The sequence below is a fragment of the Maribacter spongiicola genome, from assembly GCF_052119685.1.
Taxonomy (GTDB): Bacteria; Bacteroidota; Bacteroidia; order Flavobacteriales; family Flavobacteriaceae; genus Maribacter; species Maribacter spongiicola_A.
In genome coordinates this window covers 87,505-103,027 of record NZ_JBGQOO010000002.1, presented here as the reverse complement: position 1 = coordinate 103,027, position 15,523 = coordinate 87,505, and the positions used below count along the sequence as shown (strand labels likewise).

Below are 15,523 nucleotides of genomic sequence, written 5' to 3'. Positions count from 1 at the left end.
AAACCTTCTAGCCTATCACGTTTTAAAAGTGTCTATTATTTAAACAAGCCCTGCAAATTTTCTAGAACACCCAGCGCAGCTTTTTCACCGGCAATCATAGCTGCATTTAAAGAGCCGTTTAACTGAATATCGCCAGCTAGATAAATAGTCTCCGTTAAGCGTGTTTCAGAAGGCGATATTTCATAGTGTAGTTCGTTCAACTTTGGTAGCGACTTTGGTATGCGGTAGTGTTTTATAAATGTAGTAGCAGTAATACCACAAAGTTCTTTTAACTCCTTTTGAACTTGACTTATAAGCTTTATACCAGTTAATCCCTGGTTATCAACAACAGTAACAGAAAGTAATTCTTTACCAGCATTTAATGCGGTTTTAAGACTTGTATGGTAGAAAATATTATTGATTAGGGAGTTTTGATCAGGAACTAATCCGATAAGGGGTTTTTTAATCGTTCTGTTTTCCGTCTCAAAATACAGGGTGTCACAGCTTTGCCATTCAATAGCTTGATTCTTTAAATTTTGAATTAAGTTGCTCGCTTCCGTTGCTATAATTATATAATCGCTCTCTAATTCTTGTCCGTCAGCAAGTACAATATTGTTTTCGCTAATAGAAGATACAGGAGTTTTGTATTTTATAGTAGTTCTTTTTAGCTGTTTTAATAGTTGCTTCGGAATTTCTTCAATTCCGCCTTTAGGTAATGCAGCATTGCCTTCACCGAACATTTTATAGACAAATTCGAACATTCTGCTAGAAGTATCTAATTTGTTCTCAAGAAAAATTCCGCTGAAAAAAGGTTTGAAGAAATCATTTATTATTTCAGAAGAGAAACCTAAATCACTCAAATACGAAAATGCAGTTTGAGCTTTATCTGAAAATATATCGGCGATTGATTTTTTCTTCAGTTTCGTATTGAGTTTTAGAATTTTCAATTTATCTGTAATAGTACCAACATTGGCAAACAGCGTAGAAAGTAATAAAGATGCATTTCTTAGCGGATCACCAATTATTTCTTGTTTTCCATTTTTAAAAATGGAAGCACCAGGCAAGAAATTTTGTAGTTCTAAAGCGTTGTAATCAAGATATTTTTGAGCTGCAGGATAAGCGGTTAATAATACTTGAAATCCGTGGTCCAACTGATACCCATTTACAATATCTGTTTTCACCCTACCGCCTACCCTATCTGTAGCTTCGATTAATACAGGAGAAAATCCGTTTTGTTCAAGTACAATTGCTGCGACTAAGCCACTAATTCCCGCACCTATAATATGAATCTTAGAATCTTGATTACTCATTTTAAATTTTTGTTTAACAAATTTAGTATCTATATGAACAAAATTAGTATTTTTGATATAGACTAATATATGTAATTGGTCTATAAAACTATCTTAATCATGAATTATTTAATCATCATCTTCCAAATTATAGTCGCCTTAAGTATATTAAATGTATGGCTAATACAGAATAAAAAACCAACAAGATGGCGTGGTGGAAATGCGACAACTATTATAGAAGAATTTGAGGTCTATGGCCTATCAAAGCAAATGTGCTATATAATTGGCTTTTTAAAGGTGACTTTGGCTCTTTTACTACTTGTTGCAATATGGTTTCCTGTAGTAAAGCAACCTGCAGCTTTAGGTTTGGCAGCCTTACTATTAGGTTCAATAGCGATGCATATTAAAATAAAAGACCCAATACTAAAATCTTTTCCTGCAGCTTTATTTCTAGTGCTTTGTTTGATTATAGCTTTTGCATAAAATTTACGATGCAGTAAGTTGTTGAAAATAGCTTACTGCTATAAATAAATTTATAAGAGCCAATACCAATGAAGGTAATGATTCTGCCACGCTGTCCTTAATTTTTATTCTAACGGCGAAACCTAAAAACATAAGAAGTGTTAGACCTGCTGAAGCCATTAATACAAGAATAGGTGAAAAGAAGTAACCAATAATTAATCCCAAACCACCTGCTAGTTGCAAGATTGCAGTAAGAACTCTCTGATTCTTTAGACCAAATCTTACAAACTCATCTTTCATTTTCTGAGAGAAAAGACATTCTACACCGTAGTATAAAAAGGCACTACTTGATAAAAGTATGGCAATGTTTAAAATCTTCATTTTGTTTTTTTATACTCGTAGGTAGTTGTACGGGTCGAGAGAATTAAGATAACTGTTCTATTTTCTTCATTATCTCATCGGCTTCAAAAGTCTTTTGATCACTCAATTTTCTATTTGTTGTAGATAAGGTATAGGATTCTTTTAAAAGCTTCTCGTACTCACTTTGTAATATTTCTTTTTCTGATTTTTTTTTAAATAATCCGAACATAATTTTTATAGATTTTTGATGTATGTATCTAGTAAATTACTAGGTTATAAAGATACGTAATGTTTAATTATTTTTAGATATAATTAAACAAAAGTAGTTAAGATATATATAATCTCGCAAGGATGTATCCAATGTTGGTAATTATGATGGGGCGCGAATTTCTAGGATGATGAATACATTAGTAGTGCAATTCGTAATAACTTTTCACATCGTTAAGTTTAGGTCATAAAAAAAGCTCTTATCATTTTAATAAGAGCTTTTAAGATATTTTAAAAAAATTTATCTATTCAACAGGTTTATTACCAATTTCTTCAATTTCTTTGCGTTGTTTTTTTATTCTTTCTTTTCCTTTTTTGATAACATCTTCCAGCTCATTCAATTTCTCTTCAGCTTTAGATATTTTTTCTTCTTTCTGTTTTATGACCTCTTCATCTACGTCTTTTTCTTCACGTTGTTTTTCAACCTTTTCCTTAGCTTCTTTTACTTTTTTACGACCTTCATTTAAAGTAATCTCATTTTCGGCAATGGTGACTTCAGATTCACTTATTTTTTCACTAGCTATTGTAGCTCTATATTTGCCAAATTCTTGACCACTCATTTCACCTTTGTCACGACCGTAGGCTTTTCCATTATTTGAGTTTTCTTTTTTTGCTTTCTTTTCAGATTTCTTTACTGAATCATCGTGCATTTCATCATCATCGTCATCATGTTTTTCATCACCATCATTATTATCATCGCCTTTTATCTTTTTCTTCTCTTCTTTAGCTTTGTCTTTAATCTTGTCTTTACCTTTCTGTTTCATTTCATCGGCTTTTCCTTTTTGTTTCTCAACAGCCTCATCAATATCCTCATCGACAGTATCTTTAATTTTATTGACTTTTTCCCTTTTTCCTTTTTCTTGAGATTTACCTTGGGCATACCCCGTTGTTGTGCTTAAAACACATGTTAGAAGTATTAAACCTATTAGTCTTTTTATATCTTTCATTATTAAGTTTCTTTATTTAAATACTGTCCAATTCGCTAAGAGCCGCCTTTGCGTCTTCTGATTTTTGATTTATTTCTTCGGTTGTTTCATCCATTTCTTGCTCTACCGCTTCAATTTTATCGAGGGTGTTATCTAATTGTTTTTGTTTATTATCTCGACAAGATATAAATCCAATGCAAAAAATGGAAAACACAAGCATACTTAATTTCTTCATGATTTTAATTATAATGATTAGTAAAAGTAAAACGTAAAATAGAAGCTTAAATTGTTTGTATTCAAGGTTTTGTATAATTTGCAAACCTCTTTCGCTGATATGTTTTACAATTGATTCTAAATTTTATGAATCATTATCTTCAAATTTACCTGAAGCCTATTTTTTCCTAATAATGAAGTACTCTATTCTTCTCGCAATCTAGAAATCACCCTACCCACATTTTTTTCTTCGAACTTGCCTAAAAATTGAAGAGCATACATCACAATTTTTGATTTAGGCGCTTTTATAAATTCTCCAAGACTTAAAACAGTTGTGTCCATTTGCTGTATGGCGGTATCTTGGTGAAGAGTACCTAAACCCCAAAGTAAATTTGCATTATACCATGAGAGTTCTCTTGCTTTTTTTAAACTGAAGTTGATAATTTCTTCATCGGTATTTTTTCCGGCGAGATCTAATAAAAATAATAATGGAGAAACACGACTTAGTCGGTCTTGCATTTCATTAACGATATTACCAAGTATGGTATTTACGGTGTTGAAGTCCTTTTTGATAGCCGATATTTCTAGCCCATTCATGGTGGTACTCGCTGCTAAACCCAAATCTAGATTAATATGGGTATTGATACCCAACATAATATGCTGAAGAATGGTTAAGGTTTCATTTTTAGTATCAAAGGCAAATTGCCACGATTTACTAATAGGTTGTTGGTTGCTATAACCATTATAAGCATCTAAGTAGTAATTGGCAAAAGTAACATCGAAGGTTTCCATTCGGGCATTATCTTCAAAATTCCCTAATTGTACTTCTTTTAATATTTCAGCAGTAACCCGTCTATATAAAAATGCAAAATACCCGATACGGTTATTGTTTTCGATAGCATCTAGTATAATGTTATCAAGTTGCTGAATAACTTCTGATATGGTGGTTGGTCTGCTGATTTGATTTTTGTTTTAAAGAGTAAGATTTTTAATACATTCTAAATGTAGTAATACTAGCGTCAATGAAAAACTAATTTAATATGTAAAGGAGTAAAGATTTAAATAAACTTCTAAGAATAAGTTGACAATATAATATCCTCACAAAAAGCCAATATGTTCTCGAGAGAATATTTCAAAGTTTATGCTATAAACTCGTTTTAAAATTCACAATCCATACTGCCTTTTAAAGTGTAATATTAACATATAAAGATACTTTTATGCCGTTCATCTGAATTAATTTTTCATACTGAGGTAATAGGGTACTTTTCGGCACTCAAACCCCGAAATCAGATTAATGAAACTCGAATTAATAATAGTAGATGACTCCCCTTTATGGTTGTCATTAGCCGAAAAGCTTGCAAAAACTCATCCTTTAGTACGTAGTGTACTTACGTTTGAAGATTCTTATGATGCTTGGGTACATATACAGATTGCAAAACCACAGGTGGTCATGTCAGATATTGAAATGCCAGGAATGAACGGACTCTCTTTTCTAGAAATGTTTGCAGACCGTTTACCATTTATATCAAGTTCTACCAAGCAAGAATTTGAAGAAGTTGCCAGAGAACTTGGGTGTGTTGATTTTGTTAGCAAACCATTCACCAAAAGTGAACTTCATAATGCTATAGATTTAGTTTACGCCAAAATTTATGGAAAAAAAGCAAGTGCATAACTCCGCATTTCAACTTCCTTATAATTTATAAGAAATTTCATCGACAATCTCTTTAGCTATAGCTGCCCAAATAGCAACCATAGCTACTGCAAATTGTTATTTAAATTGTGCTTTATTGGTTGCCCCTTTTGTGTACTCTTCTTGTAAAATTACAATTAGTAAAGGTTAACACTTTGTTGTTCAGGTCTATAGAATAAAAATGTACAAATAGTTTAAACTAATGTATATATTACTTTTGTGTAGTAATAATGTCAAAAAGAAAGTAACCAATAGTCGAATTAAACGAAACACTCGGTGCTGATTCTTTTGGTCAACAAACGTTAGGGTTATCTTAAATTCATAAGGGTAAATTATCATCTAAATTCTAAAAATACGTAACGCTCTATTACAATATCATTTAGTACCATATTTACGCCTTAGATACATATGTTATTGTAACGTTTTCGTAGCGTAAACAAGTAATTGTTAATTTATAACCTTCGAAATTACCATCATTTTCAATTTCCTTTTTACGTTCATTTTTTCTTATTGAACAAGTAATATATTAACTTTTTTTAAGATTTATCTGAAAGAATTATAGACTACTTTTGCCGCCTTAAAATTATTATCAAGAATCTCAAAATAGGAGATAGCAACCTGCAATAACAAGCAAGGTGCTAAATAGATAAGCCAATTAGTTGGAACAAATGTTAACTCATGATTCTTCTAATTTTTAGCTATTTCCTTTTTTGAATATGAAGAAAGAGAAATGGTAAGTACTAAAAAAATCATCCCAAAATTTTCAGCTTTAATACCTTTATTCGTATTTGTATTTACGTTTTTAGGCGTAGGTATATATCAAAATGATTTCTATGCACTGCCCGCTCCTATTGCAGTGATTGTAGGTATAATTGTAGCATTTTTACTGTTTAGACAAACAATTACATCCAAAATTAACACCTTATTAAAAGGTTGTGGCGATGCTAAAATATTGACCATGTGCCTTATTTATTTGTTAGCAGGTGCATTTGCTGCTATTACAAACGAAACGGGAAGTGTAGATGCTATTGTAGACCTTGGTTTAGATGTCATAGCAATTCAATATATATATGTTGGCATATTTATTATCGCAGGATTTTTATCGGTTTCTACAGGAACATCGGTTGGTGCAATTGTAGCATTGGCACCAATTGTAGTTGGTTTTGCAGATGAAAGCAGTGCAGATTTGGCAATATTATGTGGCGCCCTATTAGGCGGTAGTATGTTTGGCGATAATTTATCTGTCATTTCAGATACCACAATTGCCGCGACTCAGTCTTTGGGATGTAAAATGAGCGATAAATTTAAACAGAATATCAAAATAGCGGTGCCCGCAGCTTTATTCACCATTGCAATTTTAGTATTTCAGGGATTGGGGTTGGAGTCCGTCGTAGATGAAACCACGGTTTATAATTATTCCATCATTAAAATAATGCCATATGTATTGGTGATTATTCTTTCCGTTGTGGGAGTCAATGTCTTTGTTACCTTGTTGTTAGGTACAATTGCGGCAGGTGCATTAGGAATCGCTTACGGAGATTTCACATTAATAGAATGCACTAAAATCGCATATACCGGATTTACGAATATGACCGAAATATTTCTTTTGTCATTATTGACAGGTGGTTTAGCTGCTTTGGTAGAGAGAAATGGAGGTATCGAATTTATATTGGTCAATATTAAAAAACTCATTAAAAATAAGAAGTCTGCCCAGTTTGGTATTGCCACCTTGGTAAGTACTGTTAATATGGCGATTGCAAATAATACGGTATCTATTATTATTTCCGGACCCATTGCAAAAACGATAAATGACGAGTACCATTTAGATAATAAAAAGACAGCTTCCATTTTAGACATATTTGCCTGTATTATTCAGGGACTATTACCTTACGGTGCTCAGGTTTTAATGATTTTAAGCTTCTCAAAAGGGAAAATTGATTATTTAGATTTGGTAGCTAATACTTGGTATCTACTGCTTTTGTTTATTTATACGTTACTGTTTATTGGATTAAGGCCTTTGAGGTTTAAATAAGAATACCTGATGCGTAGTTTTTATATGGTTTAAATTTTATTATTGAAAATTCAACTAAGCAAGCCTTTCAAAATGATTTAGCATAGGTCATTTTAGCGAATAATTTTTCTGTTAAATACACGTTCTAACAACCTATAAATTTAAACCATTAATTGATGAATTTCAAGATGTTATCGTTTGCCGTGTTCTTTATTTTTATTTCAAATGTTTTCGCACAAAACAAAGGTGTAGTAACTTTTAAAAATGGAGATATCAAAGAAGGACTTATTGAGAATAAGGGAAGTAAAATTCTCTTTACTGAAATTGAAGCCTCGGAACCTAAGAAAATTGACCATGAAGATATAGAACATATAAAAACAGGTGATATTGAATATTTTAGAAGCTCACCAAATTCCAAGAAATTAGAAGAGTTTCAGGTGATAATATCAGGAGAAACAATGTTAGTGGCACGTAACATTCAAACGAACTACGGTAGTATGAAGGTTGAAAACGAGACTTCATATTCTCACAATGGTAAACTAACAGCAAGTCAAAGCACGCAAGTTTCAAGAAGGGTTGTTCGAGGACCTAGTAGTAGAGGTACGATTATTAAGTATTTCATTAAAAAGCCAGGCGCTAACAATATTGAACAAGTATACCGCCTAATTGTTGGTGATGTAGATTGGATAGGATACAAGAAAAAAGTAAAAAAGCAATTAGGAGATTGTAAATCACTTATTCAAAAAATGAATGATGGTGACTTCAAAGATGATGAATATGGTAAAGGTGCAGAATTAGCTGCTATTGTGCTGTATTACAATGAAAATTGTAGTGAATAAATTAGCATATCAGCCACTATTAAATATAAAAAAACCTATAGGAAACTATAGGTTTTTTTATTGTCCGTTATCTTGAATATAACGGCGCCAATAAATAGGACAAGTATTAATAGCCGTTGAATAAAGGTTGTAAGAAGCTAATATTTAACTATAGGTAAAGAAACATCTGTTTGCTAAATGAGCGTTTGCAAATCTATTTCTAGAACCCATACTGACAGAATGCGCAATCACCCTTATTATAAGTTTGGTGGTATGGAGCGTTCAGAAGATATCGTTCATAATTCTTCCTTGAAATGGTGTTTTAAATGCGGTGCGTCAGTGGTTGTAAGTCCCATAAAAATGATTGATCTTAAACAAAAAGTAGAATTTGTAATTCCCAATAAATTATAATAAAGTGTGCTATAGAGGTCTTGTATTGCTTAATTAGTAATTCATATCAGAAAATCAAGTATAAATTTTAAATAGAGTGTTAAACACTACCCTTAGATATAAGAACTTTCGTTTATAAATTAATTTTGATGTAGTAATTTAAATATGCGATTTAAATCTTAGAGATACTTTAAGGATTATTGTTCAAAACGCTGTTAATCAATATTTAACGTAAATTAATTTTTTGCTTTAAAAAAGTAATTAAACTCAATTTTCAATTTATAAATCATTTATTATGAAACACTTAGTAGCTGTTTGTGCAGCTGTTTTAATTAGTTCGGTATCTTATGGGCAATGGCAAGTGTCTGCTAGTTCTGGTTACGCAATTGGTAGTGCAACCATGAAATTAGGAGAACGCGTTAATACCTCTGAAACTGAAAATTCTTATGGTAGCTATGGAGAAGGCACCAATGTTCAATTAAGAGGAACATATTTCTTTGATGACTCTTTTGGGGTCGATTTAAGTGTAGGTTATTTACAAGGAACAGATCAAGATGTATCTATTGTTGACTTACCAAGTACAGAGGTAAATGCGGTTGCAAGAGCACGTGCTTTTGGAGCTTCTGCTTCTGTTGTATATAAGTTTACCAATAATATATATGGCCGTTTCGGAGCCTTACTAAAATTAGGCGGAAAAACTGAGGGAGTTATCTATCAGAAATCTGTTTTCTCTGAAGCTGAGGCAGAAGCCTTCGGTGTACCGGTAGGATCATATTCTGAAACAAATTATACAGAGGATTTTCACGGACATTTTCCTTTAGGTTTTGTAGGTGCTCTTGGTTACAAGTATGACCTAGATTCTAATTTTAGTCTTTTTGCAGAAGTAGAGTATTACGGAATCAGTTTAAAACGTAAAGATTCTGAAATTGCCGAGTTTAACACCGATGTTAAACTACCTGATGGTACAGTTGCGGTTAACGGATTGTATACTATTGACAATTTGCCTGCAGGAGTAGATAAAGAAACAACATACGTTGATAATTTGTCTAACACCAATACAGATACTTCTAAAGAATTATCTCAAAAAGTTCCGTATTCTTCATTCGGACTCAATATTGGTATTACCTACAAATTTTCTAAATCTATAAAGGAGTAATTACCTAACAGGTTTTTCCCTTTTGATTTATAAGAATCCCTATAGAACTTATAGTTTTATAGGGATTTTTTAATGCCGGTTGCTGAGGTTTTATACTATTAGCTAAGGTATTGCGGTTATTTAAAACTAATTGTTAACACTGAAAATGACCAATCTACACTCAGAGAAATGTTTGGTTAGGTTTCAAATATTAAAAACGTATCTTGTTAATTATTATGCATGCATAATAAAAAGTAACTAAAAAGTAACCGATGATGACTAAGTACAAGCATATTTTTGAGCCTTTAGATTTAGGATTTACCACCCTAAAGAATCGAATTTTAATGGGTTCGATGCATACCGGATTAGAAGAAGAAAAAAATGGCTTAGAGAAAATAGCCGCTTATTATGCCGAACGCGCAAAAGGTGGAGTCGGATTAATAGTAACTGGTGGAATAGCGCCCAACGTACAAGGTTGGACAGGTCCTTTTTCTGCACGAATGAGCACTAAAAAGCATGCAGAACATCATAAGGTCATTACTGATGCCGTTCATAAAGAAGGTGGTAAAATTTGTATGCAAATATTACATGCTGGCAGGTATGGATATCATCCTTTTGCTGTGGCACCATCGGCTATAAAGTCGCCCATCTCCCCTTTTAAACCATTTAAGCTCAATCAATCTGGTATTAATCGCACCATACGTGATTTTGTAAATTCTGCCAAACTTTCAAAACTAGCGGGTTATGATGGCGTAGAAATTATGGGTTCTGAAGGTTATTTAATTAATCAATTCATTGCAGAAAGAACAAATAAACGTACCGATACCTATGGTGGCAGCTATGAAAATCGAATGCGTCTACCCATAGAATTAGTAAAGCAAACACGCGAAGCCGTTGGTGAGGAGTTTATTATTATTTATCGCTTATCAATGTTAGATTTGGTAGAAAAAGGAAGCTCTTGGCAAGAAGTGGTTGCCTTAGGTAAAGAAATAGAAAAAGCTGGTGCTACCATTATAAATACAGGAATTGGCTGGCATGAAGCACGTATACCAACAATTGCAACATCGGTACCTAGAGCGGCATTTACTTGGGTGACCAAAAAGATGAAAGAAGAATTAAAGATTCCGTTAGTTACCTCTAACAGAATAAATATGCCCGAAACTGCAGAGCAAGTTTTAGCAGAAGGTCATGCAGATATGGTTTCTATGGCACGACCATTTTTAGCAGATCCAGAGTGGGTAAATAAGGCTAAGGCAAATAAGGCAGATGAGATAAATACCTGTATTGGTTGCAATCAAGCATGTTTAGACCATGTTTTTGAACGTAAAGTTGCTAGTTGCTTGGTGAATCCGAGGGCATGTCATGAAACGGAACTAAATTATAACCCAGCAAAGACTAAGAAAAGAATAGCCGTTGTGGGTGCTGGTCCGGCAGGTATGGCAGCATCAACAATAGCAGCACAGCGTGGGCACGATGTTACGCTTTTTGATAGTGAAAAAGAAACAGGAGGACAATTTAACCTAGCAAAGCAAATACCTGGTAAAGAAGAATTCTACGAAACCATTCGTTATTTTAATAAGCAATTAGAATTGCATAATGTAACGGTTAAATTGAATACTAGGGTAACGGCAAAAGACTTGCAAAATGGCAATTTTGATGAAGTTATTGTAGCAACCGGAATAAAACCAAGAACTCCGAAAATTGAGGGTGTTGATCATCCAAAAGTTTTAAATTATATAGATGTCTTAAAATTGAAAAAACCTGTGGGTAAACGTGTTGCGGTTATCGGCGCTGGCGGAATCGGTTTTGATGTCTCAGAATATTTAGCCCATGAAGGGGAAAGTACTGCTTTAAATATAGATGCATGGCTTAAGGAATGGGGAATTGATAAGACCTTAGAGGCGCGTAGTGGTATTGAGAATATACAATCAAAAATTCACCCGTCGCCAAGAGAAATTTTTATGTTCAAACGCAGCAAAGGTAAGTTTGGTGCAAATCTTGGTAAAACCACTGGTTGGATTCATCGTTCTACGTTGAAAAAGAAAAATGTACAATTTATTAATGAAGTGCAGTATACTAAGATAGATGATGAAGGTTTGCATTATACCCAAAATGACGAGCAAAAAATACTAGAAGTAGATAATATTATCATTTGTGCAGGACAATTACCATTTAAAGAACTTTTAGAACCATTACAAGCAAAAGGCATAAAAGTACATGTAATTGGTGGTGCAGATGTTGCCGCTGAATTAGATGCTAAACGTGCCATAAATCAAGCTTGTAGATTAGCCGCTGAAATATAACTTATAACCTTTATGAGATATTATACTTGTTTCTGATTTTAAGAAATTGTATATGATGAACTTATAAATTTTAAGTTATTAATGTAATTTTTCTTAAATACATTGATATAACAATTACGGTTTATAATTACTAAGTTATTTTAAAAAGAGTTTGCCTTAATTTGTAAATTAAATTATTAAACGAAGTCAATTTTAAATTTCTGAACTTATTGAAACTTTAAAAAAGCAATATCTTTGAGAGATTACCAATTTATCCAAAATTAAAATATGACGCCTGAATCTCATATATCTGTTAGCGGACATAAACATGTACTTTACAAGGAAAATGCTTTATCTCAAGAAGAACTCATAAAACAGAGCGAGGCATTTTATAAACATTTGGATGAAAGAAGGTCAGTAAGAGAATATGCAAGTACCGCTGTGCCCAAAGAAGTGATTGAAACGTTGATTAAAACGGCTTCTACAGCACCATCAGGTGCACATAAACAACCATGGACATTCTGTGCAGTATCTAACCCGATATTGAAAACAAAGATTAGAGAAGCCGCCGAAGCAGAAGAGAAAGAAAGCTATGAAAGTAGAATGAGTGATCGTTGGTTAAAAGATTTGGAACCAATGGGTACGAATATGTACAAGCCCTTTTTAGAAGATGCCCCTTGGCTTATTATCATTTTTAAAAAAGTTCATGATATAGATAGCAATGGAGAAAAAGTAAATAATTACTACGTAAACGAATCTGTAGGTATTGCTGCCGGTATGTTGATTACGTCGATACACAATGCCGGGTTAGTTACGCTAACACACACTCCGAGTCCGATGAACTTTCTAGCAAAACTATTAGATAGACCGAGTAATGAACGCGCATTTTTACTGTTACCAGTTGGTTACCCAAAGACACCAACGTATGTGCCAGATCTAGAAAGAAAACCATTAGATGAGGTTTCTAAGTTCTACGAGTAATACTTTAAGTAAAGTCATTTTAAATTCTAACTAATAATAATTTAGTTAGGATATTTTTTGTGTTAACCTATAGAATTTATATCTGGGTCTTTAAATGTTTTGTAATAAAAAAATTAATTAGGCTGTCACCAATATCTTAAATAGTTTAAACAACAAATCCCCATTAAATTAATGAGGATTTGTGTTGCTGTAAAAGTATAACTATCGCCTTCTACTACTTAAGCCATTGCCAATGCTTGTAATTCTTTGGCAGCTTTAGCAGGATCTTCTGCACCATAGATAGCTGCACCAGCTACTGCAACCGTTACTCCAGAGTTTTTAACCGCGGTAATACTGCTTAAATTAACACCACCGGCAATTGAAACTGCCACTCCTGCTCTATTTGCTTCATCAATTAATACTTGAATAGAGTATCCGTCTTCAGCTTGCTCATCTAGACCAGCATGCAATTCTACGAACTCAGCACCTAAAGCAATAGCTTCTTTAGCACGTTTTACTCTATCTTTTACGCCAATAGTATCAACAACCACACCTTTACCGTGTGCTTTTGCTGCCTTGACTGCACCTGCAATTGTAGAATCGCCCGTTGCACCTAATACTGTAATATAATCTGCACCAGCACCGAAAGCCATGTTAGCTTCTAGCTCACCAGCATCTGCAGTTTTAAAATCAGCCAGTACTAATTTATCAGGAAAAGCATCTTTCATCTTTCTAATACCTGCTAAACCTTCACTTTTAATAAGCGGTGTACCTAGCTCAATTATATCTATATACGGAGCAACTTTGGTTGCTAATGCAATAGCGTCATCAATATTCAATAAATCTATTGCTACTTGTAATTTTGCCATAATATGTTATTTAAAATGTTCTTAATTTATATCTGTATTTCTATTTGTAATTATTCCATATTCGCGTGACGCTCCCATAATTCAGAAGCAGAACTACCGTCAAGATTCCAAAGCGTTTGTATTAAAGCATCTAAAACCAAAAGCAACGATTGTTCAAAAAGGCTACCTGCATATTGTTGAGAAACATTTTCGTCACGTTCTTGCTTTTGTGCAGCTGGTATTAATACTGTTTGTATTGATAACTCAGCCAATGGAGAACTACTATTGGTTGTAATACAAACTACATCTGCACCAGCTTTTTTGGCGGTTTTTGCAGCATTCACAATTCCGCCAGTTGTACCAGATCCAGAACCTGCAATTAATAAGTCTCCTTCTGCTATTGCTGGTGAAGTGGTTTCTCCTACTACATGCACCGTATAACCTAAATGCATTAAACGCATCGCAGCAGCTTTCATCATCAACCCTGTTCTACCGGCACCCATTATAAAAATATGCTTGGCATTGTTAATAATAGAAATCAGTGCAGCTACTTCATCATAATTTATGGTGTGTACTAGTTTTATGTGCTCATTTATAATGATATTCATTGCACTTTCAACCAATTGGGTATCCTTATTTTTTAGTAAATTTTCCATAATTACTTTGTGATTTTTTTACTGCAGTGCTAATTCAGGTACAAAGTTATGATGGTACTTAGCCTAATACTTATACAATTTGACAGATGTGTGGTACAATCTGCCCATAGCGTAAAAATCATTGGTGTTATTTCCTATTTTTGTGGTACATTTTGGAAATGATGAAGTTTTAGCTTGTATTTATGCTTTCTAAAATTGACCATAAAAGTGTTGAAAAAATAGAATTATGCTGAGTGATAAGGTTTTATACATTAAAGATTTAGGTAACTGTCCTCCATCCTATTTAAATGACCCTGCGAGAAGAGATTTCTATGAAATTGTTTGGTTGGTTAATGAGGATGCACTTCATGATCCACAGCATGATTTTCAAACCTTAAAAGGAGATTGGATCTATCTGATTCCGCCGCACAGAGTTCATCAATTGAATAAGGCAGGCAAAAACGGAGTGCTTATTTCTTTCAAACAAGAATTGTTAGAAGGCGATTTAAAAGAGTTTTTGCTAGATGTTTTTAGAATGTTTAATATTCAAGGTGAGTTTTCTTGTTTGCAGGTTAATGAAGAAACCAGTAAAGGATTGGCAACCGTTTTACAACTATTGAAAGATGATTACAATAAAGAGACTGTAAGCTTAATTATGGTCAAAGCACTTTTAAAAGTCTTTCTATTAAAGTTGATTCATTTAAAAGAACAACATTTTACCCTTCAAGACATTAATGAAAAGCGCGTTTATGAGTTCATGCTTTTGCTTGAAAACAATTATAAGAAAGAACGTAATGCCAAGTTCTATGCAGAGCAATTGAGTATTAGCGCAAAACGATTGAATCAGATTTTAAAAGAAAAGCTAGATAAAACCGGAGTACAATTAATTCATGACCGATTAATTTTAGAGGCCAAAAGACAGATTATTCATAGTGAGAGCACGATAAAGGAAATTGCATATAATCTCGATTTTAAAGACCACTCCTACTTCAGTCGTTTCTTCAAACAGCATGCAGAACAAACTCCGCAAGAGTTTCAGAGCAAGGCGAAAGAGCATGTTATATCGCATGATAATACCTTGTATAGCTAACGTATTTCTGAATTATTTGTATACAAGGTTATATCTTTTCAATCGATAACCTTGTTTTTGATTCAACTCTTAATAGCTGATTAATAAGACTCAATTATTACTCGTTTTTAATCATTAGGATTTAATCGCCTTTATGCCAAAAATAAATGTCACTTATTTCTATAAAGT

At 33.2% G+C, this 15,523-nt stretch carries 17 protein-coding genes and 1 riboswitch; of the genes, 9 read left to right on the top strand and 8 right to left on the bottom strand.

Annotated elements, in window-relative coordinates; genetic code table 11:
* Window positions 1–35: 35 nt before the first annotated feature.
* Entirely contained in the window at window positions 36–1,289 is a 1,254-nt protein-coding gene (locus tag ACEN2N_RS04560) for an NAD(P)/FAD-dependent oxidoreductase (protein WP_441823218.1), read from the bottom strand.
* A 99-nt stretch (window positions 1,290–1,388) separates the two neighbouring features.
* Between ACEN2N_RS04560 and ACEN2N_RS04555 the strand changes: the two genes are divergently transcribed.
* Entirely contained in the window at window positions 1,389–1,751 is a 363-nt protein-coding gene (locus ACEN2N_RS04555; RefSeq protein ID WP_441823217.1) for a DoxX family protein, read from the top strand.
* A 3-nt stretch (window positions 1,752–1,754) separates the two neighbouring features.
* On the opposite strand, the gene ACEN2N_RS04550 is transcribed toward ACEN2N_RS04555, so the two are convergent.
* The 5 genes from ACEN2N_RS04550 to ACEN2N_RS04530 all read right to left on the bottom strand — a co-directional run bounded on the left by ACEN2N_RS04550 (window position 1,755) and on the right by ACEN2N_RS04530 (window position 4,426).
* Window positions 1,755–2,111, bottom strand: coding sequence for a DoxX family protein (locus ACEN2N_RS04550; RefSeq protein ID WP_441823216.1), 357 nt, complete (start codon window positions 2,109–2,111; stop codon window positions 1,755–1,757).
* A gap of 43 nt (window positions 2,112–2,154) precedes the next feature.
* Entirely contained in the window at window positions 2,155–2,319 is a 165-nt protein-coding gene (locus ACEN2N_RS04545; protein ID WP_441823215.1) for a Lacal_2735 family protein, read from the bottom strand.
* A 283-nt stretch (window positions 2,320–2,602) separates the two neighbouring features.
* Window positions 2,603–3,304, bottom strand: coding sequence for a hypothetical protein (locus ACEN2N_RS04540; RefSeq protein ID WP_441823214.1), 702 nt, complete (start codon window positions 3,302–3,304; stop codon window positions 2,603–2,605).
* 16 nt (window positions 3,305–3,320) lie between these two features.
* Complete coding sequence (locus ACEN2N_RS04535; RefSeq protein WP_441823213.1) at window positions 3,321–3,518, bottom strand: hypothetical protein; 198 nt, start codon at window positions 3,516–3,518, stop codon at window positions 3,321–3,323.
* Window positions 3,519–3,700: 182 nt separating this feature from the next.
* A complete protein-coding gene (locus ACEN2N_RS04530; protein WP_441823552.1) occupies window positions 3,701–4,426 on the bottom strand; it encodes a DUF5995 family protein in 726 nt (241 codons plus the stop codon).
* A 364-nt stretch (window positions 4,427–4,790) separates the two neighbouring features.
* On the opposite strand from ACEN2N_RS04530, the gene ACEN2N_RS04525 reads away from it, so the two are divergent.
* The 7 genes from ACEN2N_RS04525 (at window position 4,791) to ACEN2N_RS04495 (ending at window position 12,803) form a co-directional block, all read left to right on the top strand.
* On the top strand, window positions 4,791–5,168 hold the full coding sequence (locus ACEN2N_RS04525) for a response regulator (protein ID WP_441823212.1): 378 nt from the start codon (window positions 4,791–4,793) through the stop codon (window positions 5,166–5,168).
* Between the two features lie 599 nt (window positions 5,169–5,767).
* A riboswitch (SAM-I-IV-variant riboswitch) is annotated at window positions 5,768–5,865 on the top strand.
* A 51-nt stretch (window positions 5,866–5,916) separates the two neighbouring features.
* On the top strand, window positions 5,917–7,218 hold the full coding sequence (locus ACEN2N_RS04520) for a Na+/H+ antiporter NhaC family protein (protein WP_441823211.1): 1,302 nt from the start codon (window positions 5,917–5,919) through the stop codon (window positions 7,216–7,218).
* Between the two features lie 155 nt (window positions 7,219–7,373).
* Window positions 7,374–8,036: a hypothetical protein gene (locus tag ACEN2N_RS04515; RefSeq protein WP_441823210.1), complete on the top strand. Its 663-nt coding sequence runs from the start codon at window positions 7,374–7,376 to the stop codon at window positions 8,034–8,036.
* 177 nt (window positions 8,037–8,213) lie between these two features.
* Complete coding sequence (locus ACEN2N_RS04510) at window positions 8,214–8,426, top strand: hypothetical protein (RefSeq protein WP_441823209.1); 213 nt, start codon at window positions 8,214–8,216, stop codon at window positions 8,424–8,426.
* A 274-nt stretch (window positions 8,427–8,700) separates the two neighbouring features.
* Window positions 8,701–9,561, top strand: a complete 861-nt coding sequence (locus ACEN2N_RS04505) for an outer membrane beta-barrel protein (RefSeq protein WP_441823208.1) — start codon at window positions 8,701–8,703, stop codon at window positions 9,559–9,561.
* A 254-nt stretch (window positions 9,562–9,815) separates the two neighbouring features.
* Window positions 9,816–11,843 carry an oxidoreductase gene (locus ACEN2N_RS04500; RefSeq protein WP_441823551.1) on the top strand — a complete coding sequence of 676 codons (2,028 nt, stop codon included), beginning with the start codon at window positions 9,816–9,818 and terminating at the stop codon, window positions 11,841–11,843.
* A gap of 267 nt (window positions 11,844–12,110) precedes the next feature.
* Window positions 12,111–12,803 carry a nitroreductase family protein gene (locus ACEN2N_RS04495; protein ID WP_441823207.1) on the top strand — a complete coding sequence of 231 codons (693 nt, stop codon included), beginning with the start codon at window positions 12,111–12,113 and terminating at the stop codon, window positions 12,801–12,803.
* Between the two features lie 218 nt (window positions 12,804–13,021).
* Here the strand turns inward: ACEN2N_RS04495 and hxlA are convergent, their stop codons facing one another.
* Window positions 13,022–13,651 (bottom strand): 3-hexulose-6-phosphate synthase, encoded by a 630-nt coding sequence (gene hxlA / locus ACEN2N_RS04490; protein WP_441823206.1) that lies wholly within the window; start codon window positions 13,649–13,651, stop codon window positions 13,022–13,024.
* Between the two features lie 50 nt (window positions 13,652–13,701).
* On the bottom strand, window positions 13,702–14,286 hold the full coding sequence (gene hxlB / locus ACEN2N_RS04485; protein ID WP_441823205.1) for a 6-phospho-3-hexuloisomerase: 585 nt from the start codon (window positions 14,284–14,286) through the stop codon (window positions 13,702–13,704).
* Between the two features lie 226 nt (window positions 14,287–14,512).
* Here hxlB and ACEN2N_RS04480 point away from each other — a divergent pair, with 226 nt between their 5' ends.
* Window positions 14,513–15,355, top strand: coding sequence for a helix-turn-helix domain-containing protein (locus ACEN2N_RS04480; RefSeq protein ID WP_441823204.1), 843 nt, complete (start codon window positions 14,513–14,515; stop codon window positions 15,353–15,355).
* The last annotated feature ends 168 nt before the right edge of the window (window positions 15,356–15,523 follow it).

Coding starts and splice junctions, on each gene's coding strand:
- ACEN2N_RS04510 (WP_441823209.1), top strand. CDS start 8,214: ATGAGCGTTTGCAAATCTATTTCTAGAACCCATACTGACAGAATGCGC.
- hxlA (WP_441823206.1), bottom strand. CDS start 13,651: ATGGCAAAATTACAAGTAGCAATAGATTTATTGAATATTGATGACGCT.
- ACEN2N_RS04540 (WP_441823214.1), bottom strand. CDS start 3,304: ATGAAAGATATAAAAAGACTAATAGGTTTAATACTTCTAACATGTGTT.
- ACEN2N_RS04515 (WP_441823210.1), top strand. CDS start 7,374: ATGAATTTCAAGATGTTATCGTTTGCCGTGTTCTTTATTTTTATTTCA.
- ACEN2N_RS04560 (WP_441823218.1), bottom strand. CDS start 1,289: ATGAGTAATCAAGATTCTAAGATTCATATTATAGGTGCGGGAATTAGT.
- ACEN2N_RS04520 (WP_441823211.1), top strand. CDS start 5,917: ATGGTAAGTACTAAAAAAATCATCCCAAAATTTTCAGCTTTAATACCT.
- ACEN2N_RS04550 (WP_441823216.1), bottom strand. CDS start 2,111: ATGAAGATTTTAAACATTGCCATACTTTTATCAAGTAGTGCCTTTTTA.
- ACEN2N_RS04495 (WP_441823207.1), top strand. CDS start 12,111: ATGACGCCTGAATCTCATATATCTGTTAGCGGACATAAACATGTACTT.
- ACEN2N_RS04525 (WP_441823212.1), top strand. CDS start 4,791: ATGAAACTCGAATTAATAATAGTAGATGACTCCCCTTTATGGTTGTCA.
- ACEN2N_RS04545 (WP_441823215.1), bottom strand. CDS start 2,319: ATGTTCGGATTATTTAAAAAAAAATCAGAAAAAGAAATATTACAAAGT.
- ACEN2N_RS04505 (WP_441823208.1), top strand. CDS start 8,701: ATGAAACACTTAGTAGCTGTTTGTGCAGCTGTTTTAATTAGTTCGGTA.
- ACEN2N_RS04500 (WP_441823551.1), top strand. CDS start 9,816: ATGACTAAGTACAAGCATATTTTTGAGCCTTTAGATTTAGGATTTACC.
- hxlB (WP_441823205.1), bottom strand. CDS start 14,286: ATGGAAAATTTACTAAAAAATAAGGATACCCAATTGGTTGAAAGTGCA.
- ACEN2N_RS04535 (WP_441823213.1), bottom strand. CDS start 3,518: ATGAAGAAATTAAGTATGCTTGTGTTTTCCATTTTTTGCATTGGATTT.
- ACEN2N_RS04480 (WP_441823204.1), top strand. CDS start 14,513: ATGCTGAGTGATAAGGTTTTATACATTAAAGATTTAGGTAACTGTCCT.
- ACEN2N_RS04555 (WP_441823217.1), top strand. CDS start 1,389: ATGAATTATTTAATCATCATCTTCCAAATTATAGTCGCCTTAAGTATA.